The sequence below is a fragment of the Geodermatophilus siccatus genome, from assembly GCF_900103785.1.
Classification (GTDB): Bacteria; Actinomycetota; Actinomycetes; order Mycobacteriales; family Geodermatophilaceae; genus Geodermatophilus; species Geodermatophilus siccatus.
Map to the genome: position 1 here is coordinate 128,380 of NZ_FNHE01000009.1, position 22,343 is coordinate 150,722.

At 75.3% G+C, this 22,343-nt stretch carries 18 protein-coding genes and 2 pseudogenes; 15 read left to right on the plus strand and 5 right to left on the minus strand.

The features are described 5' to 3' along the window. Positions 1 to 160: 160 nt before the first annotated feature. From efeO to BLS21_RS17010, 4 genes are all read left to right on the plus strand, one after another. Entirely contained in the window at positions 161 to 1,297 is a 1,137-nt protein-coding gene (gene efeO, locus BLS21_RS16995; RefSeq protein ID WP_091221116.1) for an iron uptake system protein EfeO, read from the plus strand. Positions 1,298 to 1,315: 18 nt separating this feature from the next. Further along, positions 1,316 to 2,629 (plus strand): iron uptake transporter deferrochelatase/peroxidase subunit, encoded by a 1,314-nt coding sequence (gene efeB, locus BLS21_RS17000; RefSeq protein WP_091221120.1) that lies wholly within the window; start codon positions 1,316 to 1,318, stop codon positions 2,627 to 2,629. A 243-nt stretch (positions 2,630 to 2,872) separates the two neighbouring features. After that, positions 2,873 to 4,498 carry a serine/threonine-protein kinase gene (locus tag BLS21_RS17005; RefSeq protein WP_091221122.1) on the plus strand — a complete coding sequence of 542 codons (1,626 nt, stop codon included), beginning with the start codon at positions 2,873 to 2,875 and terminating at the stop codon, positions 4,496 to 4,498. A gap of 101 nt (positions 4,499 to 4,599) precedes the next feature. Continuing rightward, positions 4,600 to 6,108: a Stk1 family PASTA domain-containing Ser/Thr kinase gene (locus BLS21_RS17010; protein ID WP_245700500.1), complete on the plus strand. Its 1,509-nt coding sequence runs from the start codon at positions 4,600 to 4,602 to the stop codon at positions 6,106 to 6,108. Positions 6,109 to 6,128: 20 nt separating this feature from the next. Here the strand turns inward: BLS21_RS17010 and BLS21_RS17015 are convergent, their stop codons facing one another. Next, positions 6,129 to 6,818: a hypothetical protein gene (locus BLS21_RS17015; protein WP_091221126.1), complete on the minus strand. Its 690-nt coding sequence runs from the start codon at positions 6,816 to 6,818 to the stop codon at positions 6,129 to 6,131. Positions 6,819 to 6,940: 122 nt separating this feature from the next. Between BLS21_RS17015 and BLS21_RS17020 the strand changes: the two genes are divergently transcribed. From BLS21_RS17020 to BLS21_RS25980, 3 genes are read left to right on the plus strand one after another with little or no spacing between them, the layout of a single operon-like run. Beyond that, on the plus strand, positions 6,941 to 8,212 hold the full coding sequence (locus tag BLS21_RS17020) for a competence/damage-inducible protein A (RefSeq protein WP_091221129.1): 1,272 nt from the start codon (positions 6,941 to 6,943) through the stop codon (positions 8,210 to 8,212). Then, positions 8,212 to 8,565, plus strand: coding sequence for a cupin domain-containing protein (locus BLS21_RS17025; protein ID WP_091221132.1), 354 nt, complete (start codon positions 8,212 to 8,214; stop codon positions 8,563 to 8,565). Before BLS21_RS17020 ends, BLS21_RS17025 begins: the two co-directional genes overlap by 1 nt. Then, positions 8,562 to 8,957 carry an SRPBCC family protein gene (locus tag BLS21_RS25980; protein ID WP_245700501.1) on the plus strand — a complete coding sequence of 132 codons (396 nt, stop codon included), beginning with the start codon at positions 8,562 to 8,564 and terminating at the stop codon, positions 8,955 to 8,957. Before BLS21_RS17025 ends, BLS21_RS25980 begins: the two co-directional genes overlap by 4 nt. 22 nt (positions 8,958 to 8,979) lie before the next feature. Here BLS21_RS25980 and BLS21_RS26455 read toward each other — a convergent pair. Beyond that, positions 8,980 to 9,273 (minus strand): annotated as a pseudogene (locus BLS21_RS26455) (GNAT family N-acetyltransferase); the annotation flags it as partial. Positions 9,274 to 9,543: 270 nt separating this feature from the next. Here BLS21_RS26455 and BLS21_RS17040 point away from each other — a divergent pair. From BLS21_RS17040 to BLS21_RS17070, 8 genes and pseudogenes are all read left to right on the plus strand, one after another. Next, positions 9,544 to 10,491: pseudogene (locus BLS21_RS17040) on the plus strand (DUF222 domain-containing protein); the annotation flags it as partial. 21 nt (positions 10,492 to 10,512) lie between these two features. Then, positions 10,513 to 10,758, plus strand: a complete 246-nt coding sequence (locus BLS21_RS26345; protein WP_342705878.1) for an HNH endonuclease signature motif containing protein — start codon at positions 10,513 to 10,515, stop codon at positions 10,756 to 10,758. Between the two features lie 107 nt (positions 10,759 to 10,865). Next, a complete protein-coding gene (locus tag BLS21_RS17045; RefSeq protein WP_139177179.1) occupies positions 10,866 to 11,051 on the plus strand; it encodes a hypothetical protein in 186 nt (61 codons plus the stop codon). Positions 11,052 to 11,166: 115 nt separating this feature from the next. Further along, a complete protein-coding gene (locus BLS21_RS17050; protein ID WP_091221139.1) occupies positions 11,167 to 12,786 on the plus strand; it encodes an acyl-CoA dehydrogenase family protein in 1,620 nt (539 codons plus the stop codon). Positions 12,787 to 12,914: 128 nt separating this feature from the next. Next, the gene (locus BLS21_RS17055; RefSeq protein ID WP_091221142.1) at positions 12,915 to 15,008 is read left to right on the plus strand and encodes a putative bifunctional diguanylate cyclase/phosphodiesterase; all 2,094 of its coding nucleotides are present in this window, start codon (positions 12,915 to 12,917) and stop codon (positions 15,006 to 15,008) included. 206 nt (positions 15,009 to 15,214) lie between these two features. Further along, positions 15,215 to 15,904 (plus strand): NYN domain-containing protein, encoded by a 690-nt coding sequence (locus tag BLS21_RS17060; RefSeq protein WP_245700502.1) that lies wholly within the window; start codon positions 15,215 to 15,217, stop codon positions 15,902 to 15,904. A 5-nt stretch (positions 15,905 to 15,909) separates the two neighbouring features. Continuing rightward, positions 15,910 to 17,409, plus strand: a complete 1,500-nt coding sequence (locus BLS21_RS17065; protein ID WP_091221143.1) for a phospholipase D-like domain-containing protein — start codon at positions 15,910 to 15,912, stop codon at positions 17,407 to 17,409. Positions 17,410 to 17,469: 60 nt separating this feature from the next. Then, positions 17,470 to 17,706, plus strand: coding sequence for a hypothetical protein (locus BLS21_RS17070; protein ID WP_091221146.1), 237 nt, complete (start codon positions 17,470 to 17,472; stop codon positions 17,704 to 17,706). 228 nt (positions 17,707 to 17,934) lie between these two features. On the opposite strand, the gene BLS21_RS17075 is transcribed toward BLS21_RS17070, so the two are convergent. From BLS21_RS17075 to BLS21_RS17085, 3 genes are read right to left on the minus strand one after another with little or no spacing between them, the layout of a single operon-like run. After that, positions 17,935 to 18,792, minus strand: coding sequence for a formate/nitrite transporter family protein (locus BLS21_RS17075; protein WP_091221149.1), 858 nt, complete (start codon positions 18,790 to 18,792; stop codon positions 17,935 to 17,937). Next, positions 18,792 to 19,451 (minus strand): pyridoxamine 5'-phosphate oxidase family protein, encoded by a 660-nt coding sequence (locus BLS21_RS17080; RefSeq protein WP_091221151.1) that lies wholly within the window; start codon positions 19,449 to 19,451, stop codon positions 18,792 to 18,794. Before BLS21_RS17080 ends, BLS21_RS17075 begins: the two co-directional genes overlap by 1 nt. Positions 19,452 to 19,488: 37 nt before the next feature. Next, positions 19,489 to 22,221, minus strand: a complete 2,733-nt coding sequence (locus BLS21_RS17085) for a sensor domain-containing protein (RefSeq protein ID WP_091221154.1) — start codon at positions 22,219 to 22,221, stop codon at positions 19,489 to 19,491. Positions 22,222 to 22,343: the final 122 nt, after the last annotated feature.

Below are 22,343 nucleotides of genomic sequence, written 5' to 3' on the forward strand. Positions count from 1 at the left end.
CGCGCGGCGAGATCGGCGATCTCACCCGGCTCCGGGACCGGGAGCGTACGAGATCGGCGGTCTCGCTCCGGGCGGCCGAGGTCCCGATCGGGCGTGAGTAAGGTGAGGCTGCCCTATGACGCCGTCGCAGGGCTCCACCGCGTCCCGGAGGCTCCCGAGCATGTCCGTGCGTGACCGCCGCCTGCCCCTCCTCACCGCCGGCCTGCTCGCCGCGCTGACCACCGCCGCCTGCGGCGGCGACCCCGGCACCGGCGAGGAGGCCGCCGACACGATCACCGTCGCGGCCACCGATGACGCCTGCGACGTCGCCACCGGCGAGCTCGCCGCGGGCACCCACCGGTTCCGGGTGACCAACAGCGGCGACCAGGTCACCGAGTTCTACGTCTACGCCGAGGGCGACCGGGTGATGGGCGAGGTGGAGAACATCGCCCCCGGGCTGACCCGCGAGCTGCTCGTGGAGCTGCCGGCCGGCGGCTACGAGACCGCCTGCAAGCCGGGCATGGTGGGCGACGGCATCCGCAGCGCCCTCACCGTCACCGGTGAGGCGGCGCAGCTGTCGGAGGACGAGACCCTCGCCCAGGCCGGCGCCGACTACCAGCGGTACGTGCGCAGCCAGACCGGCGCGCTCGTCGAGCAGACGACGGCCTTCGCCGACGCCGTCCGGGCCGGGGACGTCGAGGGCGCCAAGGCGCTGTTCCCCGTCGCCCGCACCTACTGGGAGCGCATCGAGCCGGTCGCGGAGGTCTTCGGTGACCTCGACCCGCGGATCGACGGCCGCGAGGGCGACCAGGCGGAGGGCGAGGACTTCACCGGCTACCACCGCATCGAGCAGGCGCTGTGGGTCGATGGCAGCACCGAGGGCATGGCCCCGTACGCCGACCAGCTGCAGGCCGACGTCCAGGAGGTCGCCGGTCTGGCCGACGAGACCACGCTGGACCCGCTGCAGCTGGCCAACGGCGCCAAGGCGCTGCTCGACGAGATCGCCACCGGCAAGATCACCGGCGAGGAGGACCGCTACTCGCACACCGACCTGTGGGACTTCGCCGCCAACCTCGAGGGCTCCGAGGCCGCCGTCCAGGCGCTGCGCCCCTACCTCGAGGAGGCCGACCCCGACCTGGTGGCCGAGATCGACGAGCGGTTCGCCGCCGCCGAGGCCGAGCTGGAGCAGTACCGCACCGGTGACGGCTGGGTGCTCTACGACCAGCTCACCCAGGAGCAGCTGCGCGGCCTCAGCGACAGCATCACCGCGCTGACCGAGTCGGTCAGCCGGGTCGCGGCCGTCGTCGCCGGCCGATGAGCCGGAGGTGAGGCCCCGATGAGCGAACCAGCGCCCGCCGGCCGGGGGCTGAGCCGGCGCCGGCTGTTCGGCCTGCTCGGCGCCGGGACGGCGGGCGTGGTCGCCGCCGGCGCGGCCGGCGGCGCGATCGGCCGGGCCACGGTCGACGTGGGTGGGCCGGGCGAGGACCCGGCCACGGCCGCGGGGCCGCGCCCCACCGACGCGGTGGAGTTCACCGGCGCGCACCAGGCCGGCATCGTCACCCCGGCGCAGGACCGGCTGCACTTCGTCGCCTTCGACGTCACCACCGACCGGCGCGAGGAGCTGGTGGAGGTGCTGCAGGCATGGACGGCGGCCGCGCGCCGGATGACCGCCGGGCAGGACGCCGGCCCGGTCGGTGCCCTCGCCGGCTCCCCGTACGCGCCCCCGGACGACACCGGTGAGGCGCTCGACCTGCCGCCGTCCGGGCTGACGCTGACCGTCGGCTTCGGCCCCACGCTGTTCACCACCGCCGACGGCGCCGACCGCTTCGGCCTGGCCGCCCGCCGCCCGGCGCCGCTGGTCGAGCTGCCCGCCTTCGCCGGCGACCAGCTCGACCCGGCGATCAGCGGCGGCGACCTGTGCGTCCAGGCCTGCGCCAACGACCCGCAGGTCGCCGTCCACGCGGTCCGGAACCTGGTGCGGCTCGGCGCCGGGGTGGTGAGCGTCCGCTGGTCGCAGCTGGGCTTCGGCCGGACGTCGTCCACCAGCACCGGCCAGGCCACCCCGCGCAACCTGTTCGGGTTCAAGGACGGCACCGACAACCTCAAGGCCGAGAACACCGCGGCGCTGGACCGGTTCGTGTGGGTCGGCGACGGCGACCCGGGGGCGGACTGGCTGGCCGGTGGCAGCTACCTGGTCACCCGGCGGATCCGGATGCTCATCGAGCCGTGGGACAGCTCCTCGCTGGTCGAGCAGGAGCAGACGATCGGCCGCGCCAAGGGCTCCGGCGCCCCGCTCGGCCAGCGCGCCGAGTTCGACCCGGTCGACTTCACCACGCAGGTCGACGGCGAGTTCGCCGTCCCGGAGCGCAGCCACGTCTTCCTCGCCCACCCGACCAACTCGGGGACGGCGATCCTGCGGCGGGGGTACAGCTTCGTCGACGGCTCCGACGGGCTGGGCCGCCTGGACGCGGGGCTGTTCTTCATCGCCTTCCAGCGCGACCCCGCGACGGGGTTCGTGCAGGTGCAGCGCAACCTGCGCACCGACGCCATGAACGAGTACGTCCGGCACACCTCCTCGGCCGTCTTCGCCTGCCCACCGGGCGTCCGGGGCGACGACGACTGGTGGGGCCGGGCGCTGTTCACCGGCTGAGCCCCGGATCGTGGCCGGAACGTGACGGGACCGTCCCCTCACGGAGCCGATCGGCTGGGACGATGGATGGCGGACGGACGCGGCGCGGGCCGGAGCGCGCGGCGCCGTCCCCCCAGGTCGGCGACACGCCCGGTGTCCTGCGCCGATGTGTAGCCACCAGGGGTGCGGGACATCCAGACCGAGGGGCACCGGCGCCCTCGGGCCGTGGACGACGGCTGGGTCGCAGGCGAGGAGTGAGCCACGGTGGTGGAGCCGGGTCGGCGCAACCTGGGTGAGCGGTACGAGCTCGCCGAGTTGATCGCCGCCGGCGGCATGGGGCAGGTCTGGCGCGGCACCGACGTCCTCCTCGGTCGTCCGGTCGCGGTGAAGGTCCTGCGCAGCGAGTACACCGGCGATCCCACGTTCCGCGCCCGCTTCCGCGCCGAGGCCCAGCACGCCGCCGGGCTCTCCCACCCGAACATCGCCGCCGTCTTCGACTACGGCGAGACCGAGGCCACCGACGGCAGCGGCGAGACGCTGGCCTACCTGGTGATGGAGCTGGTCGAGGGCGAGCCGCTGTCGGCGGTGCTGCAGCGCGAGGGCCGGCTGTCGGCTGCCGTCACGCTGTCGCTGCTCGAGCAGACCGCCTCCGCGCTGGCCGAGGCGCACCGGGTCGGGCTGGTGCACCGCGACGTCAAGCCCGGCAACATCCTGGTCCGCGACGACGGCAGCGTGAAGATCACCGACTTCGGCATCGCGTGGTCGGCGGACAGCGTGCCGCTCACCCGCACCGGCCAGGTGATCGGCACCCCGCAGTACCTGGCACCGGAGGTCGCCGAGGGCCACCACGCCACCCCCGCCAGCGACGTCTACGCCCTCGGCCTGGTCGGCTACGAGTGCCTGACCGGCCACCCCGCCTTCGACGGGGACAACGCCGTGACGATCGCGCTCAAGCAGGTGCGCGACGACCCCGAGCCGCTGCCCGACGACCTGCCCCGCGACGTGCGGAGGCTGATCCGCCGCGCGCTGGCCAAAGACCCGGCCTCCCGCATGCCGGACGGCGCGGCGTTCGTCGCCGCGGTCGAGGACGTCCGCGCCGGCCGCCCCGTGCCCGAGCCCGCCCCCACCCGCAGCCTCGCCGTCCCGCCCGCGACGGCCGGCACCCCTGCCGCACCCGGCGCCCGGACCGTCGGACCGCCGGCGCCGCGCCGCCGCTGGCCGGCCGCCGTCCTGGTGCCGGTGGTGACGCTGCTGCTCGGTGCCGGCGCGGCCGCCGGGGTCTTCGTGGCCGTGTCCAGCGACGAGGACGCCGGGCCGACCGTGGTCGCCGCGCAGACCGAGGACGCCCGGATCGTGCTGGCCGCCGATGACTACGTCGGGCGGCAGGCCGACGAGGCGGCGCTCGCGCTGTCCGCGCTGGGCCTGCTGGTGCAGCGCGAGGAGCAGGTCACCGCGGACGCCGCGCCCGGCACCGTGACCGCCGTCGACCCGGCCGGCACCGAACTGCGGCCCGGCGACACGGTGCGGGTCCTCGTCGCCGTGGCGCCGGCGCCCGCTCCGCGGCAGCGCGACTCCGCACCGGCCACCCGCGTCTCCCAGGGCACCGACGACGAGGCGCAGCGGCCGCGGCGGACGCCCGAGCCGGAGCCCGCGCCCGAGTCGACCGAGGCGGCCCCCACGCCGACCGCCACGCCGGAGGAGGAGCTGCCGGCCAGCACGCCGACCCCGACGTCGACCCCGTCGGCGAGCGGCACCCCGACGGAGTCGGAGGAGGCCGCCGACCCGCCGAGCACGGCCGGGCCGCCGACGTCGTCGGACGACCAGACCTGGTCCGGGGACGGCGAGGGCGACGGCAGCTGGGACGGCGACCGGGACCGCGACGACCGCTGAGCGTCCCCGGACGGGTGGACGTCCCCGCTCCGCGCTGTCGGCGCGGGTCCCGGCTGGCACGCTGAGGGGTCGCGGGGGATGGCTGCGGGCTGGAGGCACGGGTGGCTGAGCCGGGGGTGCGCACGCTCGGCGGTCGCTACGCGCTGCGCTCGCTGCTCGCCACCGGCGGCATGGGCCAGGTCTGGCGAGCGCACGACGTGCTGCTCGACCGGCCGGTCGCGGTCAAGGTGCTGCGCAGCGAGTACACCGGCGACCCCACCTTCCTCGCCCGGTTCCGCGCCGAGGCACACCACACCGCCCGACTGGTGCACCCCAACATCGCCGCCCTGCACGACTACGGCGAGGTCGTGGCAGCCGGCGGGGAGACCTGCGCCTACCTGGTGATGGAGCTCGTCGAGGGCGAGCCGCTGTCGGCGCTGCTGACCCGCTGCGGCCGGCTGGACCCGCAGCGGACGCTGGACATCGTGCGGCAGACCGCCGCGGCGCTGGCCGTGGCGCACGCCGCCGGGGTGGTGCACCGCGACGTCAAGCCCGGCAACGTGCTGGTCGGCTGGGACGGCGTCGTGAAGATCACCGACTTCGGGATCGCCTGGTCGGCGTCGAGCGTGCCGCTCACCCGCACCGGCCAGGTGGTCGGCACCGCGCACTACCTGTCGCCGGAGCAGGCCGACGGCGGCAAGGCCGGCCCGGCCAGCGACGTCTACGCACTCGGGGCGATCACCTACGAGTGCCTGGCCGGCCGCCGCGCCTTCGACGGCGAGAGCCCGGTGCAGATCGCGCTGGCGCAGATCCGCGACGAGCCCGCGCCGTTGCCCGACGACCTCCCCGAGGTGGTGCGCACCCTCGTCGCCCGCGCGATGGTCAAGGACCCGGCGCTGCGCTTCCCCGACGGCGCCGCCTTCCGTGCGGCCGTCGACGCCGTCCGCGCCGGCCGCTCCCTGGCACCGCTGCCGCCGCCCACCGCCGCGCTGCCGGCCGGGGGCTCCCGCCGCCGACGGCTGCTGGTGCCGGCGGCCGCGCTGCTGCTCGGCGTCGGGCTGGGCGGAGGGGCGCTGCAGGTGCTCGACAGCGGGGTCGCCGAGACGAAGGTGGCCGTCGCCGACCCCGCGGCACCGACCAGCGCGCCGGCGGCGCCGGTGGCGGCGCTGGTGGTCGCGGCCGCCGACCACGTCGGGCGCCCTGCCGACGAGGTCGAGGCCGAGCTCGCGGCGCTGGGCCTGCGGGTGCAGCGCGAGACCGTGGAGCGCTCCGACGTCCCCGCGGGGTCGGTGGTCGCGCTCGGTCCGGTCGGTGCGCTGGCGCGGGGCGACCTCGTCACGCTGACGGTCGCGGTGGCCCCGCCGGCCCCGGCTCCCGCACCGGTCGTTCCCGAACCCGCCCCGGCGCCCGTCGTGGAACCGCTCGGCCCCGCACCGGACCCTGCCCCCGCTCCTGCCCCGGCCCCGGTCCCCGCGCCGGCTCCGGCTCCCGCGCCCGCACCGGTTCCCGCTCCGGTGGTCGTCGACGACGACGCGGACGGCGGGTCGGGCCCGGGCCGGAGCGAGGACAGGGGGAGGGGCAGGGACGGGGCGAAGCCCGACGACTCCGGCCGGGGGAACGGCCGGGGCTGAGCCGCCGCTGTTCGCCCTCGTCAGCCCCGGCTGCGGCTGGGGGCGATCCAGAGGGCGGCGCCGAGGGCGGCCAGCGCGGCGGTGAGGACGAAGCCGCGGTCGCTGCCGACCTGCGGCAGCACGACCAGCACCCAGAACACGGCCACGCCGGTCAGCCCGGCGGCCGCGGCCTTCCACGCCGCGTCGGGGTGCTGCCGGGCCGCCGGGACGACGCGGCCGGCGAACGGCAGCGCGCCGACGAGGGTGGCGAGGGTCGCGAAGACCGACCACAACGTCACGGCCGACCACAGCGGCGTCTCGCCGAAGCCCAGGCCGAGGCCCAGCTGGAGCAGCAGCAGGGAGAGCGCGGTGAGGCCGGTGCCGATGCGGGCGGCGCGTTCCTGCGGCGGGCGCGCGGTGCGAGGGGTCCGGGCGGGCCGCGGGGTGCGGGGCGGGCGCGACGTCCGGGCACGGGCCCGACGGATGCCCTCCCCGGCGGTGAGCGGCAGGCCGAAGGCCGGGTCGGCGGCCGCGGTGCCGGGCGGTCCGGGCATCGCGCCGACCGGGCCGGTGGGCTGCACCCCGCCGGGCAGCGGGTCGGCGTCCACCCGGGGCAGGTGGTGCGTGCCGGCGGCGGTCGCGCCGGCGGCGGTGAACGCGATCCCCTGCGTGCCAGCCTCGGTCGGATGGCGCGGTGCCGGTGGCTCGGGGGTGGGACTCGAGTGCGTCACGGTTCCTCCTCGCTCGAGCGCGGGCACGCGCCGGACCGGTTCGTCACCGCACGCTAGCGGCGGGGCGGCCGGCGGCCCGGCAGGAAACGCGGGCGGGCCGAGGTCTCACTAGGGTCGGCCGGGTGGCCGTGCGTGCAGGGATCGTCGTCACCGGTACCGAGGTGCTCACCGGCCGGGTGAGCGACCGCAACGGCCCGTGGTTGGCCGAGGAGCTGCGCCGGCTCGGGGTGGACGTCGGCGCGGTGCTGGTCGTCGGGGACCGGCCCGAGGACCTGCGCAACGCGCTGCGCTTCCTCGCCGACGAGGACGTCGTCCTCACCACCGGCGGGCTCGGCCCGACCGCCGACGACCTGACCGCGCAGGTCGTCGGCGAGGTGCAGGGCCGGCCGTCGTCGGTCGACCCGGAGCTGGAGCGGCAGATCGCCGGGATCGTCGAGGGCCTCATGGACGGCCGCGGGTGGCGTGCCGACCCCGAGGCCACGGCGGCCGGCGTCCGCAAGCAGGCGCTCGTGCCCGAGGGGGCGATCGTGCTGCCGCCGGTCGGGACGGCGCCGGGTCTCGTCGTCCCCCCGGCGGAGGAGCGGGACGGACCGGTGGTCGTCGTCCTCCCCGGGCCGCCGTCGGAGCTGCAGGGGATGTGGCCGGCGGCGCTGGCCGCCGAGCCGGTGCAGCGGGCGCTGGCCGACCGCAGCGAGCTGCGCCAGGAGACGCTGCGGCTGTGGGGGACGCTCGAGTCGCAGCTGGCGGCGACGCTGCGGCAGCACGAGTTCCCCGCCCTGGAGGTCACCACCTGCCTGCGGGACGGCGAGCTGGAGATCGTCACCCGCTACGGCTCGGAGGCGCAGCCGGAGTACGACCGGCTGGTCGAGGCGGTGCGCGCGGCGCACGGGCCGCAGCTGTTCTCGACCGGCCCCACGGTCGACGACCTGGTGGCGTCGGCGTTCGCCGACCGCGGGCTGACCGTCGCGACGGCGGAGTCGTGCACCAGCGGGCTGCTGGTGGCGCGGCTCACCGAGCGGGCCGGGTCCTCGGCGTGGGTGCTCGGCGGGGTGGCGTCGTACGCGAACTCCGCGAAGGAGGCGCTGGTCGGCGTCCCGTCGGAGGTGCTGGAGTCCTGCGGCGCGGTGAGCACGGAGGTCGCGGCGGCGCTGGCCGAGGGGGCGCGGTCCCGCTTCGGCGCCGACGTGGGGGTCGGCATCACCGGGATCGCCGGACCGGGCGGGGGCTCCCCGGAGAAGCCGGTCGGCACCGTCCACCTGTGCGCCGTCGGGCCCGACGGGCGCCAGCCGCGCTCGGTCGTGCTGCCCGGCTCGCGGTCGGCGGTGCGGCACCGGTCGGTGGCCCTGGCGATGCACATGCTGCGCCAGCTCCTGCTCGGTGGGCCGCCGGCCTGATGGAGCTGCTCACGCCGTCCGCCCGGCAGCTGTCGTCCTACGGCAGCTCGGGCGTGGAACTGCTGCGCGCGGCGCTCGTGCGCGAGCCGCAGGACGGGTTCGCGGTGGACGTCGTCCAGTTGGCGCCGGGCGGGTCGATCGGACGGCACCCGACCCGGCTGTGGCTGCTGTTCCTGGTCGTCTCCGGCCGCGGCTGGGTGTCCGGGGCGTCGGGTGACCGTCGGCCGCTGCGAGCCGGCGAGGCGGCGCTGTGGTCGCCGGGGGAGGACCACACGTCGGGGTCCGACGAGGGGTTGACGGCCGTCGTGGTGCAGTGCCACGTCCGTCCACTGGCCGGCGAGGGGGCCTCGTGACGACCCTGACCCTGCACGCGACCGGACCCATCGGGCCGGACGAGGTCTGGGAGCGCTACGCCGTCCCCGCGCGCTGGTCGGAGTGGGCGCCGCAGATCGCCGGCGTCGAGGTGCCGGTGGCGCGGTTGGTGGCAGGCGTGCGGGGTCGGGTGCGCGCGCCGCTGGGGGTGGCGCTGCCCTTCGTCGTCGACGCGGTGGACGAGGCGGCCCGGCGCTGGTCGTGGACGGTGTCCCTCGGCCCTGTGCGGCTGCACCTGCTGCACTGGGTCACCGAGGGCCCGGACGGCGGCAGCACGACGGGGCTGCGGGTCTCCGGGCCGGCGCCGCTGGTGGTCGGCTACGCGCCGCTGGCCCACCTGGCGATCGGCCGGCTGGTCCGCCCGCTGCGCTGACGGCCTCCCTCGTCGATGCGTTGTCGGGGTGGACCACCGCGGTGACGCGGTGCAGGCCGAGCTCGCCGAACGCGACGTGCAGCCAGGCTCGTGCGGCTCCTATGGCGAGGCCCTGCCCCTGCGCGTGCCGGGCGAGGACGGAGCCCAGCTCGACCTCGTCCCACTGCGGCCAGGGGTGTAGCCCGGCCCGCCCGAGGACGGCCCCGGTCACGCGGTCGAGGAGTGCGCTCTGGCCGAAGCCGTGCTCGCGCCAGACCGCCTCGAACCGTGCCACCTGGGCCGCCGCGCCCTTGGCGTCGAGGGTCGCTCCGCCGATGTACCGAGCGACATCCGGGGTCGGCGTACACCTCGGTCAGTGTCTCGGTGTGCTGACCGGAGAGGGGCGGCATGAGCAGCCGCTCGGTCTCGAGGTGCACGGGCGCACGGGCGCACGGTGGTCGGGGGCGGACGTCGGCGACTCGCGTCAAGACCACGAGCACATCTGTGGATGAGCCGCTGACCTGCGTATCCGCCTTGCCGAGTGCCGTCGGTCGGGCTAGACTTCGAACACCTGATCGATCCGGTGAGAGGTGTCGTGGACGAGCTGATGGCCTCCCTCGACGCCCTGGCCGTCGAGGACCTCAGCCCCCTGTTCGGCCCGGCGCTGCTGGACCGGCTGCGCCCGCTGCTGGCCGCGCAGAACCGGATCGCCGCCGAGGTGGCCCGCACCGTGCGGGAGGCCGAGGTGTCCGGTGCCGAGGAGCTCGACGGGCTGAAGACGATGGCCTCCTGGCTGCGCGGCCACGGGCACCTGTCGGTCACCGAGGCCGCCCGGGTGGTGCGCACCGGTCGCGCGCTGGAGCACCTGCCGACCATGGCCGCCGCCTTCGCCGCGGGTGCGGTGACCGCCGAGCAGGCGGCGCTGATCGGCCGGGTGGCCGAGCCCGGGGCGCTCGGGCTGGCCGCGGACCAGGACGTCGACCTGACCGTGGTGGACGCCGTGCTCACCGACGTGGCCCAGGCCAGCCCACACGCCGACACCGCCAGGGCGGTGCACCACTACCTGGACCGGCTCGACGCCGACGGCCCGGAGCCCGATCCCACCGAAGGGCGGCGGCTGGCCATCACCAAGCACGCCGACGGCAGCATCACCGGCCGGTTCGACCTGGACGCCGTCGGCGGGGAGAGGCTGCAGACCGCGCTGGAGTCGGTGGTGTAGGCCGGCCGGTGCGCCGGGGACGAGCGCACCCGTCACCAGCAGCACGCCGACGCGCTGGTGCAGCTGTGCGACAACCAGCTGGCCGCCGGCACCCTGCCGACCTTGCGCGGCCACGAGCCGCAGGTGATCGTCACGATCGGCATCGGGGACCTGACTGCCCCGGCCACCGGGCCGGGTGCGGCCGAGACCGGGTTCGGCGCGACGATCTCCGCCGCGCGGGCCCGGTGGCTGGCCTGCGACGGGCAGGTCACCCGGATCGTGATGGGTCCGGACGGGATGCCGCTGGACTACGGGCGCAGCGTCCGCTTGGTGCCACCCCACGTCCGCCGCGCCGCCGAGGTCCGCGACGGTGGGTGCGTGTTCACCGGCTGCGGGGCCCCGACGTCCTGGTGCGACGTCCACCACCTGCTCGAGTGGGTCAACGGCGGAGAGACCAACCTGGAGAACTCCGCGCTGTTGTGCGAGCGGCACCACACGAAGGTCCACCACGGCTTCCGGGTCGAACGACAACCCGACGGCCGATGGCGCACCTGGCGGCCGGATGGCACCGAGATCCGCACCGGACCCCAGCGCACCGGCCCACCCCTGGCCACCGCCGCCTGACCGACGACGACGCACGCCTGTCGCGCGTTCCACGTGGAACGTGCAGCAGGCGTGCGTCCCGGGAATCCGGCGGACGGGCGTCGGAGGCGGTACCTGCAGTGCGTGCCGTGCGGGGGCTGGTGGAGGCGGCGCTGCCCGCCCGGATGGGGACGCCGTTCCGCTGGCTGGTCGGGTCGTCCTGGGTGGGCGACCTCGGCGACGGCATCGTCCTCGCCGCCGGTCCGCTCGTCGGCGGGCTGCTCGCCCACATCGCCCACGCCGGTGAGGAGGCGTCCACCGCCCGGGTGTCGTGAGCGAGTGGGGCCCGCAGGGTCCCGCGAGGAACGACGAGGGGCTCAGCGTGGCAGGGGAACGGCACCTGATCGCGGTGTGGCCCGGAGGACCACGGTCCCGTCGTACGGTTCGGCCATGGGCGTCACGCACGAGGTCACCAACCAGGTCCCGCCGCTGGTCGGTCACGACCCCATCGCCGGCGACGCCGCCCTGGCCGAGGCCTGCGTCCGGCACGCCGACGTCACCACGCTCGACTCGCTGAAGGCGCTCGGCGCGCTGGCCGGCAGCGGGCAGGCGCAGGAGTGGGGCCGGCTGGCGAACGAGAACCCGCCGCGACTGAGGACGCACGACCGGTACGGCCACCGGGTCGACGAGGTCGAGTTCCACCCGGCCTGGCACGACCTCATGCGCACCGCCGTCGAGCACGGCCTGGCCGGGGTCCCGTGGGCGTCACCCGAGCCGCACGCGCACGTCCGCCGCGCCGTCGGCTACCTCGGCTGGACGCAGGTCGAGATGGGGCACGGCTGCCCGGTGACCATGACCTACGCCGCCGTCCCCGCGCTGCGCGCCGCCCCCGAACTCGCGGAGCGGTACGAGCCGGGCCTCACGGCTCCCGCCTACGAGTTCGGCCTCGCCGAGCCGACCGGCAAGCGCGGCCTGGTCGCCGGCATGGGCATGACCGAGAAGCAGGGCGGCTCCGACGTCCGCGCCAACACCACCCGCGCCGTCCCGAACCCCGACGGGACGTGTGCGCTGACCGGGCACAAGTGGTTCACCAGCGCCCCGATGAGCGACCTGTTCCTCGTCCTCGCCCAGCTGCCCGAGGGCGTCTCCTGCTTCCTCGTCCCGCGGGTGCTGCCCGACGGCACCCGCAACGTGTTCCGGCTGCAGCGGCTCAAGGACAAGCTCGGCGACCGCGCCAACGCCTCGAGCGAGGTCGAGTTCGAGGGGACGACGGCGTGGCTGGTCGGCGAGCCCGGCCGCGGCGTCCGGACCATCATCGAGATGGTCAACACCACGCGGCTGGACTGCGTGCTCGGTTCGGCCGCCACCGTCCGCGCCGCCCTCACCCAGGCGATCCACCACGCCCGGCACCGGCGGGCCTTCGGCGCGCTGCTGGCCGACCAGCCGCTGATGCAGAACGTCCTCGCCGACCTGGCCGTGGAGAGCGAGGCCGCCACCGCGCTCGCCGTCCGGCTGGCCGCCGCCGTCGACGCGGGCGAGTCCGACTTCCTCCGCCTCGCCGGGGCCGCCGCGAAGTTCTGGGTCTGCAAGCGCACCCCGACGGCCGTCGCCGAGGCGCTCGAGGTGCTCGGCGGCAACGGCTACGTCGAGGAGTCCGGCATGCCCCGGCTCTACCGTCAGGCGCCGCTGAACAGCATCTGGGAGGGGTCGGGCAACGTCATCGCCCTCGACGTCCTCCGTGCGATGGGCCGCTCCTCGGCGTCCCTGGCCGCCGTCCGCGCCGAGATCGACCTCGCCCGCGGCGCCGACGCCCGGCTCGACGCCGCGGTCGGCCGGCTGGCCGCCGAGCTGGCCGACCCCGAGCAGCTCCCCGTGCGCGCCCGCCGCATCGCCGGCCTGCTCGCCCTGTGCCTGCAGGCCTCGCTGCTCCTGCGGCACGCCCCGGCGGAGGTCGCCGACACCTTCTGCGCGACCCGGCTGGACGGCGACTGGGGCGCGGTCCTCGGCACCCTGCCCGGGGGCACGCCGGTCGGCGCGATCCTCGGGCGAGCCCGGGTCTCCCCTGTCTGAATTGCATCCGTGTGGTTACCCTCGGTCGTACGTCGGGCGCCCGGCGCCGTCGTGAGGGGACCGTGGAGGGGTGCGGGCCCCGGGACGAGGACCTGACGTCTTCCGCAGGGGGAGAGAGAGCGGGAAGGGTGCACGGTCACGTTCCGAGTGGGCACGTCGCTCCAGCCGACCCCTTCTCCTCGATCACCGACGCCGTCTACCGGATCGACCGCAGGTGGCGGTTCACCTACGTGAACGCCGCCGCCGAGCGGCTCCTCGGCCGCCGGGCCGACGAGATGATCGGCCGCTACGCCTTCGAGTGCTTCCCCGAGACGCTCGGCACGGTCATCGAGGACGTCTACCGGGCAGTGCTCGCCGACGGACGGGTCCGCGAGTTCCAGTACTTCTACCCGCCGCTGGACCGCTGGTTCGAGATCCGCGCCTTCGCCGACGCCGGCGGGCTCACCGCCTTCCTCCGCGACGTCGACGACCAGCACCGCGCCGACCAGCAGCGCGTCGCCGAGCTGCGGCAGCTGGGCGCCGTCCTCGAGGCGCTGCCCCCGGCCACGGTGGTGCTGACGGGCGACGGCCGGATCGAGATGGTGAACCGGGCGTGGACGGCGAACGGGGAGGTGCTCGAACGCAGCGGCGACCGGTCCGCCCCGGTCGGCGAGCGCTACCTGGACGCGATGGCGCGGTACGTCGACGCCGAGCACCACGCCGGGATCGCCGCGGGGTTGCGGAGGCTCACCGACACCAGGAACCCGGCGTCCACGTTCACCTGCGACTACCCGCACCAGGTCGGCGCGGACACCGCGTGGTTCCGCCTGCAGGCCGCCCGGGTGGACGCCTCCGACCGGGTCATCGTCACCCACACCGACATCACCGAGCGGGTCCGCGACCAGCAGGCGCTGGCCTGGCGGGCCAGCCACGACGACCTCACCGGCCTGCCCAACCGCGCCCGGCTGCTGCAGCTCATCGGCGAGGCGCTGCAGGACGGCGCCGGCCGGGCGGCGCTGCTCTTCCTCGACCTCGACGGGTTCAAGACCGTCAACGACTCCCTCGGCCACGAGGTCGGGGACGAGCTGCTGCGCCAGGTCGGTGGCCGGCTCGCCGAGCAGGTCCGCCCGGAGGACGCCGTGGGGCGGCTGGGCGCCGACCAGTTCCTCGTCCTCGCCCGCGACTGCGACACCGCCGAGGCCGCGGCCCTGGCCTTCCGGCTGCAGAGCTCCTTCTCCCGCCCCTTCCACGCCGCGGGCATCTCGGTGCCGCTGTCGGCCAGCATCGGCGTCGCCGCCGCCGCGCCCGGCGCCGACCGGGCCCACCAGCTGCTCAGCGACGCCGACGCCGCCGCCTTCGCCGCGAAGGGCGCCGGCCGCGACCGCGTCCACGTCTTCTCGCCGGGGTTGCGCGAGGCGGCGCGGTGGCGGCTGGAGGTGGCCAACCGGCTGCGGGACGGCGCCGTCGACGAGTTCGTCGTCCACTACCAGCCGGTGGTCCGGGTGGACACCGGCGAGATCGAGGGCGTGGAGGCGCTGCTGCGCTGGCAGCACCCCGAGCGGGGGCTGCTCACCCCCGACGCCTTCCTCTCCGTGGCCGAGGAGACCGGCCAGCTGATCCCGATCACCCGCTGGCTGCTCGGCGAGACCACCCGGCAGGCCGCGGCGTGGGCCGAGCAGGGGCTGCCGCTGCGCATGTCGGTCAACATCAGCGCCCGGCACTTCTCCGCCGAGACGCTGGTCCACGACGTGCGGGTGGCGCTGCACGACTCCGGGCTCGCCCCGGAGAGCCTGGTGCTGGAGCTGACCGAGACCAGCGTCGCCGAGGACCCCACCCGCGCCGAGGACCAGCTCGCCGTGCTCCAGAGCTCGGGCGTGACGGTGGCGATCGACGACTTCGGGACCGGCTGGTCCTCCCTCGCCCAGCTGCTCGCGCTGCCCATCGGCACGCTCAAGATCGACCGCTCGCTGCTGACCGCCGCCGCCCGCCTGGCGGCCCACGGCACCGGACCGGTGCTGGCCGCGATCGTCTCGCTGGCCCGCACCCTCGGGATCCGCTCGGTCGCCGAGGGCGTGGAGACGCCCGCGCACCTGCAGATGGTCCGCGACGCCGGCTGCGACCTCGCCCAGGGTTACCTCCTCGCCCAGCCGATGCCGGCCTCCGACGTCCTGCGGTGGGCGTCCCGGGTCCGGGCAGCGGGTGGTGACTCGTGCGCCTTCGCGCTGCGGACCCGCACCCGCTGAGCGGCCCGGCGCGGGCCCGCCGGCTGCGCCGCCGCACGCCGCGACGGGCCACGTCACCGGGCGGGCCACCACGCACGACGGGTGCGCCGTCCTCCGATCCGCCCCCGGCCGGGCAGACTGCCCCGGGGACCGAGCGTGCGAGGTCCCCGGAGGACACAGCACCGCCGTCGGGCACGTGGCACGACGAGCGTCAGCGAGGAGGACACGTGACCGACCTGGACGTCGCCGCGGGGACCACGCCCGACACCGACGCGTTCGACGGGCGGGCACGCCCGGCGCTGGACCTGCTCATCTGGGACGCGCCGAACATCGACATGACCCTCTCGACGGTGATCGGGGCCCGCCCCACCGCGGCCTCGCGCCCCCGTTTCGACGCGATCGCCGCGTGGTTCGTCGAGGGCGCCGGCGACCCCGGCGCGATCGACGCCCCCGAGGTCGAGGCGTGCGTCTTCGCCAACATCCCGCCGGTGGTGGGCAGCCTGCAGCGCTGGGTCGAGGCGCTGCGCAGCTTCGGCTTCGCCGTCTTCGCCCGGCCCAAGCAGCAGCCCGACGACGACATCGACCAGGCGATGCTCGACCACATCGAGGTCCGCCAGCACAGCCACCGGCTCCGCCGGCTGGTCGTCTTCTCCGGTGACGGCCGCAACTTCGCCGAGCCGCTGGAGGAGCTGGCCCGCGCCGGCACCCAGGTCACCGTCGTCGCGTTCAGCGAGGTCGCCGGCTACGCCATCGGCTCGGACCTGCTGGAGTTCATCGACATCGAGGACGTGCCCGGCGCCTTCGCCGTCCCCCTGGACCGGGTGCGCCTCGACGCACTGCCGCCGGACGGCGCCTGGCTGCGGCCCACCCGCAGCCTGCGGGACTTCGTCAGCTCCTACGTACGCCGCAACGGCTGACCGGGGTGGCCGACGGGAGTGCCGGGCCGGTCGCCACCGAGGACCTGCTGGTCCCGGGGGAGACGTGCTGGCGGATCGAGCGGGCCGACCGGTTCGCCGTCTTCGTGGACGCCGCCGACTACTTCGCGGCGCTGAAGGAGTCGGTGCTGCGCGCGCGCCGCCGGGTGCTGTTCATCGGCTGGGACTTCGACCCGCGCATCCAGCTCGACCCCCGCCGGAACGGCACCGCACGCGCCGACCGGCTGGGCCGGGTCCTCGAGACCGCCGTCCGGAGGAACCCGGAGCTGGAGATCGGCGTCCTGCACTGGGACGTCGGCATGCTGATCGCGCTCGTCCGCGGCCTGGCGCCGATCGTGCTGCTCAACCGGCGGACCCCCGACCGGCTCACCTTCACCGTCGACCAGCACCACCCGATCGGCGGCGCGCACCACCAGAAGATCGTGGTGGTCGACGACTGCCTCGCCTTCGCCGGCGGCATCGACGTCACCACCGACCGGTGGGACACCGACGAGCACCGCGACGGCCACCCGCTGCGCCGCCGGCCGGGCTCGGGCCGCCGGTCGGGGCCCTGGCACGACGTGACCAGCGTCGTCTCCGGGAACGCCGCCCGGGCCATCGGCGACCTGGCGCGGGAGCGGTGGGAGAGCGCCACCGGAGACCGGCTGGAGCCGGTCGAGGGCCTGGAGGTGTGCTGGCCGGACGACGTCGAGCCGCTGCTCACCGACGTCGACGTGGCCATCTCGCGCACCCGGCCGGAGCACGGCGGTACGGAGCTGGTGCACGAGATCGAGCTGCTGTGGCTGGCCGCCATCGCTGCCGCGCGGCGCGGCCTCTACGTCGAGAGCCAGTTCTTCGCCAACCGGCGGATCGCCGAGGCCGTCGCCCAGCGGCTGGCCGAACCCGAGGGGCCCGACGTCGTGGTCGTGAACCCGGAGAGCTCGGCGAGCTGGCTCGAGGAGAAGGCGATGGACACCGCGCGCGCCAAGCTGCTCGCGATGCTCGAGGACGCCGACGTGCACGACCGGTTCCGGCTGTACGTGCCGGTCACCGAGCGACGGCGGCCGATCTACGTGCACGCCAAGGTCCTCGTGGTCGACGACCGGCTGCTGCGGATCGGCTCGGCGAACCTCAACAACCGCTCGATGGGCCTGGACACCGAGTGCGACGTCTCGATCGAGACCCGGCCCGGCGCCCGCCACGACGAGGTCTCGGCCGTGGTCACCGGCCTGCGCGACCGGCTGCTGGGCGAGCACCTCGGCGTGCCGCCCGAGGAGGTGGCCCGGGCGGTGGCGGCGCACGACGGCCGCCTGGTCGCCGCGGTGGAGAGCCTGCGGCGGCCGCACGGGCGCTCGCTGGTGCCCTACGTCCCGCCGGAACTCGGGCCCGGCGACCGGGTGCTGGCCGAGACGGAGCTGCTCGACGCCGAGCGGACGCCCAACCGGTGGCACCGGGTGCGCCGCAGCTTCCGGCCGCGGCTGGCCGGTTCGGGAACCCGCCACCGCTGACCGCCGGTGTCCCGCGGCCCGCGGCGGGGAAGGAACCGACCCCGGACGCGAGGAGGGGCCATGGCGGTCTGCGAGGTCTGCGGCAACGACTACGACATGAGCTTCGAGGTGGTCGCCCAGGGGGCGCGGCACACCTTCGACAGCTTCGAGTGCGCGATCCACAGGATGGCGCCGATCTGCGAGCACTGCGGCGTGAAGGTCGTCGGCCACGGCGTCGTGGTCGAGGGACGCTTCTACTGCTGCGCGCACTGCGCGCGGCACGAGCACGGGGACGCCCCGGTCCGCGACTCGGCCTGACGACGGCCGCGGGAGCATCGCAGCGAGCTCTGCGGGCGAGGAGCGGACCGTGGCGCGGAGCCGGGCCGGGGGGCTCGGCCTGAGAGAGGACCCCCTGCCCCGCCGTGGGCGGACCCGTCCTCCTCACGTCTCGCAGGCTCGGCGCGAGCCTCGGGACGGGGCCGGCGGCGGACCCTGCAGGGGGCCACCGCGGGCTCGGCGCGAGCACCAGCGCCGGCGCTGCAGCCCTCAGCCGGCCCGGCGAGGTCCCGGCACGACGAGCTCGGCAGCTGAGGCGGCTGCCGGCGCGGGGAGCCCGTCACCGCTGCGTGCGGCTCGTGTGGCATAGGCGGCCGCGACCAGCAGACCGCCCACGACGTTGCCCGGGATGGTCCACAGCAGGTTGCCGGCCAGGTCCGACCAGTCGGCGACCCCCTGGAGGGCGGCGAGCGAGAAGGTCGTCATGTTGGCGATCGAGTGCTCGAAGCCCGAGCCGATGAAGGCGAGCAGCCCCCACCACAGGACCGCCAGCCGGGCCCCGTCGGTCGCGGCCCGGGTGGCCATCCAGACCGCCAGGCAGACGAGCGCGTTGCACAGGACCGCGCGCCAGAACAGCTGCGGACCGGTGGCGGCGTTCTTGGCCGTGACGATGCCGTCGAGCAGTGCCACGGCCGGTGACGGTCCCGTCGCGCCCGCCGGCGAGCCGAGCACCCCGCTCAGGTGCACGGCGCCGGCCAGGGCCAGGGAGCCGACCGCGTTGCCGAGGAGGGAGAGCGCCCCGACGAGCCCGGCGGACCGCCGGGCGGTGGCCCGCCGGCTGATCCCGTGCGCCATCACCATGACGTTGCCCGTGAACAGCTCCGCGCCGGCGAAGACGACGAGGGTGAGCGCGAGACCGAAGACGGCTCCCTGCACCAGCCTGGTCGCCGGGGAGCCGGTTGCGGACAGGGGAGCGGAGACGCTCACGAGGAGCACGACGGCGAACCCGACGTAGACCCCTGCCAGCACCGAGCTCTTGAGGTAACCGGCCGGGCTCTGGACCGCGGCCGCCTTGGCCACGGCCTGCGCCGTGGTCTCCGCGGCGGCCTCGGGGACGGTCCGGGGCATCAGGAGACCCCGCCCTGGACCGGAGCGCTCGCGGCCACGTCGTCGACCCACGGACGGGTCGAGTGCTTGGCCTTGAAGTAGTCCCCGCCCTTGCGGACGACGTCGTCGGTGCCCCACGCCTGGCGCACCTCGGACCGCTTGACCATCTGCGGGATGTGCTTGGAGCAGTGGATGTAGGCCTCGACCACGTCCACGGCGACCCACCGCTCGGGACGCCGTCCGCCGTCCTGCAGCAGCCCGTCGAGGACGCTGTCGGGCAGGTCGGGCCGGGCGAGCAGGTCGTCGTTCTCCAGGATCGACGCGCGGCCGTTGACGTGCAGCCCGATGGCGTCGCCGCAGAAGTCGAGGAACAGCAGGCCGATGTGCCCGTTCTCGACGATGTTGCCGAGGCTGGCCATGACCCCGTTCCCCCGGTACTCGGGGTAGGCCAGGGTCCGGTCGTCCAGCACGCACACGAACCCGGGCGGGCCGGCGCGGAAGGAGCAGTCGGCCTCGCCGGAGGCGTCGGACGTCGCGACGAAGACCATCTCCATGCGGCCCACGAACTCCCGCATGTGGTCGTTGAGGTGGTCGAGCATCTGGTGGTTGTAGAAGCCGCGGGCGCGGCTGGCGGTGCCGTAGCGCTCCTGCAGCAGGTGCTCGCCGATCGAGCCGGGCATGGGGGTTCCCTAGGTCGGAGGGGAGGGGGAGTGGAGGTCAGTGCGAGCCGAGCAGGCGATCGGCCTCGGTGAGGACGCCGAGCGCCGCGACCGGGGTGTCCGGCTGGCTCATGAGGGAGGTCAGCGCGCCGGCGTCCAGCGGCCGGGCGAAGAAGTAGCCCTGGCCGATGTCGCAGTTCAGGCTCTGCAGCTCGCGCACGTGCTCGCTGCGCTCGACGCCCTCGGCGACGGTCTCCAGCCGCAGCGTCTTGGCCAGCGAGACGATCGTGCGGGTCACCGCCGACTCCTCGAGGTTCGTGCCACCGAGCCCGTCGACGAAGGACTTGTCGATCTTGAGGATGTCGATGGGGAAGCGCTGCAGGTAGGTCAGCGACGAGTAGCCGGTGCCGAAGTCGTCGATCGCCAGGCGGACGCCGAGCAGCTTGAGCGCCTCCAGGGTCTGGATCGTCGTCGCGGTGTCGTTCATGAGGACGCTCTCGGTGATCTCCAGCACCAGCAGGTGCGGGGGGAAGCCGGAGTCCTCGAGCGCGGCGGCGACCTCGTCGGCCAGCCGCGGCTGGCCGAGCTGGCGGCCCGAGAGGTTGACGCTCATGACCAGGGGCTGGCGGTCGGGGAACCGGTCGAGCCAGACCCGGCCCTGCTGGCACGCCGCCCGCAGCACCCACCGCCCGAGCTCGTTGATCAGGCCGGTCTCCTCGGCGACCGGGATGAACTCCATCGGCGGGACCAGCCCGCGGTCGGGGTGCACCCAGCGCAGCAGCGCCTCGACACCGATGAGGGTGTTGGTGCGCAGGTCGATCTGCGGCTGGAAGTGCAGCACGAACTGGTCGCGCTCGAGCGCGCGGTGCAGGTCGTTGACGATCTCCAACCGGCGGACCGCGCCGGCCCGCATGAGGGAGTCGAAGACCTCGTACCGGGCGCGCCCGGCCTCCTTCGCCCGGTACATGGCCGCGTCGGCGTCCCGGAGCAGGCTGTGGGCGTCCTCGTCCAGGCCGTCGGACACGGCGATGCCGATGCTGGCGGTCACGAAGACCTCGTTGCCGGCCAGGTCGAACGGCTCGGCCAGCGCCCCGGCCAGCCGCTCGGCCAGCCCCTCGGCGTCCCGCTCCCCGATGGCGGACTCGGCGAGGACGACGAACTCGTCACCGCCGAAGCGGGCGACGGTGTCCCCGGGTCGCACGACGGCACGCAGCCGGGTGGCGGCAGCGGCGATCAGGGTGTCGCCGGCGGCGTGCCCAAGGCTGTCGTTGACCAGCTTGAAGTGGTCGAGGTCGATGAAGACCACGGCGATCCCCCCGCGGTTGCGCTGCGCCAGGGCGACCTCCAGCCGGTCGAGCAGCAGCGTCCGGTTGGGGAGGCCGGTCAGCGGGTCGTGCAGGGCGTGGTGGGTCAGCCGGTCCTGGGCCAGCTCGCGCTCGACCACCCGGCCCAGCTGCGTGCCGATCTGCCCCATGACCTCGCAGAGGGCGCCGTCGGCCTGCAGCGGCTCGGAGGTGAAGAACTCCAGGACGGCGGTGACCTCGCTGCCGACCAGGACCGGGAAGGCGAAGGCCGCGGCCAGCCCGCTGTCCCGGGCGGCGTCGCGCCGGGGGAAGTTGTCGTCGGCGGTGACGTCGACGACCCACCTGGGCTGCTTGGACGCCAGGACCCGTCCGGGCAGCCCGGTGCCGGCGCGGAAGGAGCTCGCGGTGCTGGCCTGCAGGAAGGGCAGGTACCGCTCGTCGTCGGGGTGCACCCAGATGTTGGAGGAGCGCAGCGTCTCGCCGTCCTCGTCCACCAGGTAGATGTGGCCGACCGGCCAGCCGGTGTGCTCGGCGATCATCCGCAGCCCGGTCTCGAGCGCCTCCCGCCCGCTGGAGGTCTCGTTGGACGCGACGCTGACCTGCTGCAGGAGCCGGACGAAGCCGGCCTCCCGGGCCAGCGCCTCCTCGGCCCGCTTGCGCTCGGTGATGTCCCGCAGGATCCCGGTGAAGAACCGGCCCTCCGCCCCGACCCAGTGCGAGAGCGAGAGCTCCACCGGGAACTCGGTGCCGTCCGCCCGCAGCGCGTGCACCTCGACGGCACCGGAGCCGATGACGCGGGGCTCCCCGGTGAGCAGGAACCGGCCCATGCCGCGCTCGTGGGCATCGCGGTACCGCTCCGGCATCAGCATGGTCAGCGGCTTGCCCACGACGTCCTCGGCGGTGTAGCCGAACATGACCTCGCCGCCGCGGTTCCAGCTCACGATCAGCCCGCGGGCGTCGGCGGAGACGATCGCGTCGCTGGCCGACTCGGTGACCGCGCGGTACTTCGTCTCCAGCTGCTGCAGCGCCGACTCGGTCTGGTGCCGCGGTGCGACGTCCTCGAACCAGAAGACGGCGATCGGCTCCCCGTCGTGGCTCACCAGCGAGCTGACGTAGTCCACGGTGAGCGTGCTGCCGTCGACCGCGGTGAGCGGCGCCGTCCCCCGTGCCGGGCGGCCGGTGTGCAGCGGTGCGCACAACGGGCAGGCGGCGGGGGACTCGTCGACCGGCCGGCCGTGGTGCTCGTCGTGCACCTGGGCGCCCAGCAGGAGCGGGCGAGCGGTCCGCAGCATGCGCGCGGCCGCATCGTTGGCCAGCACGCAGCGGCCGGCCGTGTCGACGGCGTAGACACCCTGGTCGGTCACGGCCAGGAGGCGGTCGGACAGGGTGGGTGCGGAGGTCCGGGCCGGACCGCGGTCGCGGTGCCAGGGACGGAGCTTGCGGGTCATGGAGAGCGGATCGGACGGGATGCGCGTGACCTTGAGCACCGGTTCTCCACCTCCTCCCTCCGAGGGGGTCCGGGAGGGAGCGGGTCCCGCGGCGCGCCGGTGGGGCGGCCGCACCGGGGGCGGCGGTGACGGTTACCGTTCCGTCGCGGCACCGTGCCGCG

Bases quoted from the DNA above. Each gene is read 5' to 3' on its own strand.
- efeO (WP_091221116.1), top strand. From the start codon at position 161: ATGTCCGTGCGTGACCGCCGCCTGCCCCTCCTCACCGCCGGCCTGCTC.
- efeB (WP_091221120.1), top strand. From the start codon at position 1,316: ATGAGCGAACCAGCGCCCGCCGGCCGGGGGCTGAGCCGGCGCCGGCTG.
- BLS21_RS17025 (WP_091221132.1), top strand. From the start codon at position 8,212: ATGGAGCTGCTCACGCCGTCCGCCCGGCAGCTGTCGTCCTACGGCAGC.
- BLS21_RS17050 (WP_091221139.1), top strand. From the start codon at position 11,167: ATGGGCGTCACGCACGAGGTCACCAACCAGGTCCCGCCGCTGGTCGGT.
- BLS21_RS17070 (WP_091221146.1), top strand. From the start codon at position 17,470: ATGGCGGTCTGCGAGGTCTGCGGCAACGACTACGACATGAGCTTCGAG.
- BLS21_RS17075 (WP_091221149.1), bottom strand. From the start codon at position 18,792: ATGCCCCGGACCGTCCCCGAGGCCGCCGCGGAGACCACGGCGCAGGCC.
- BLS21_RS17080 (WP_091221151.1), bottom strand. From the start codon at position 19,451: ATGCCCGGCTCGATCGGCGAGCACCTGCTGCAGGAGCGCTACGGCACC.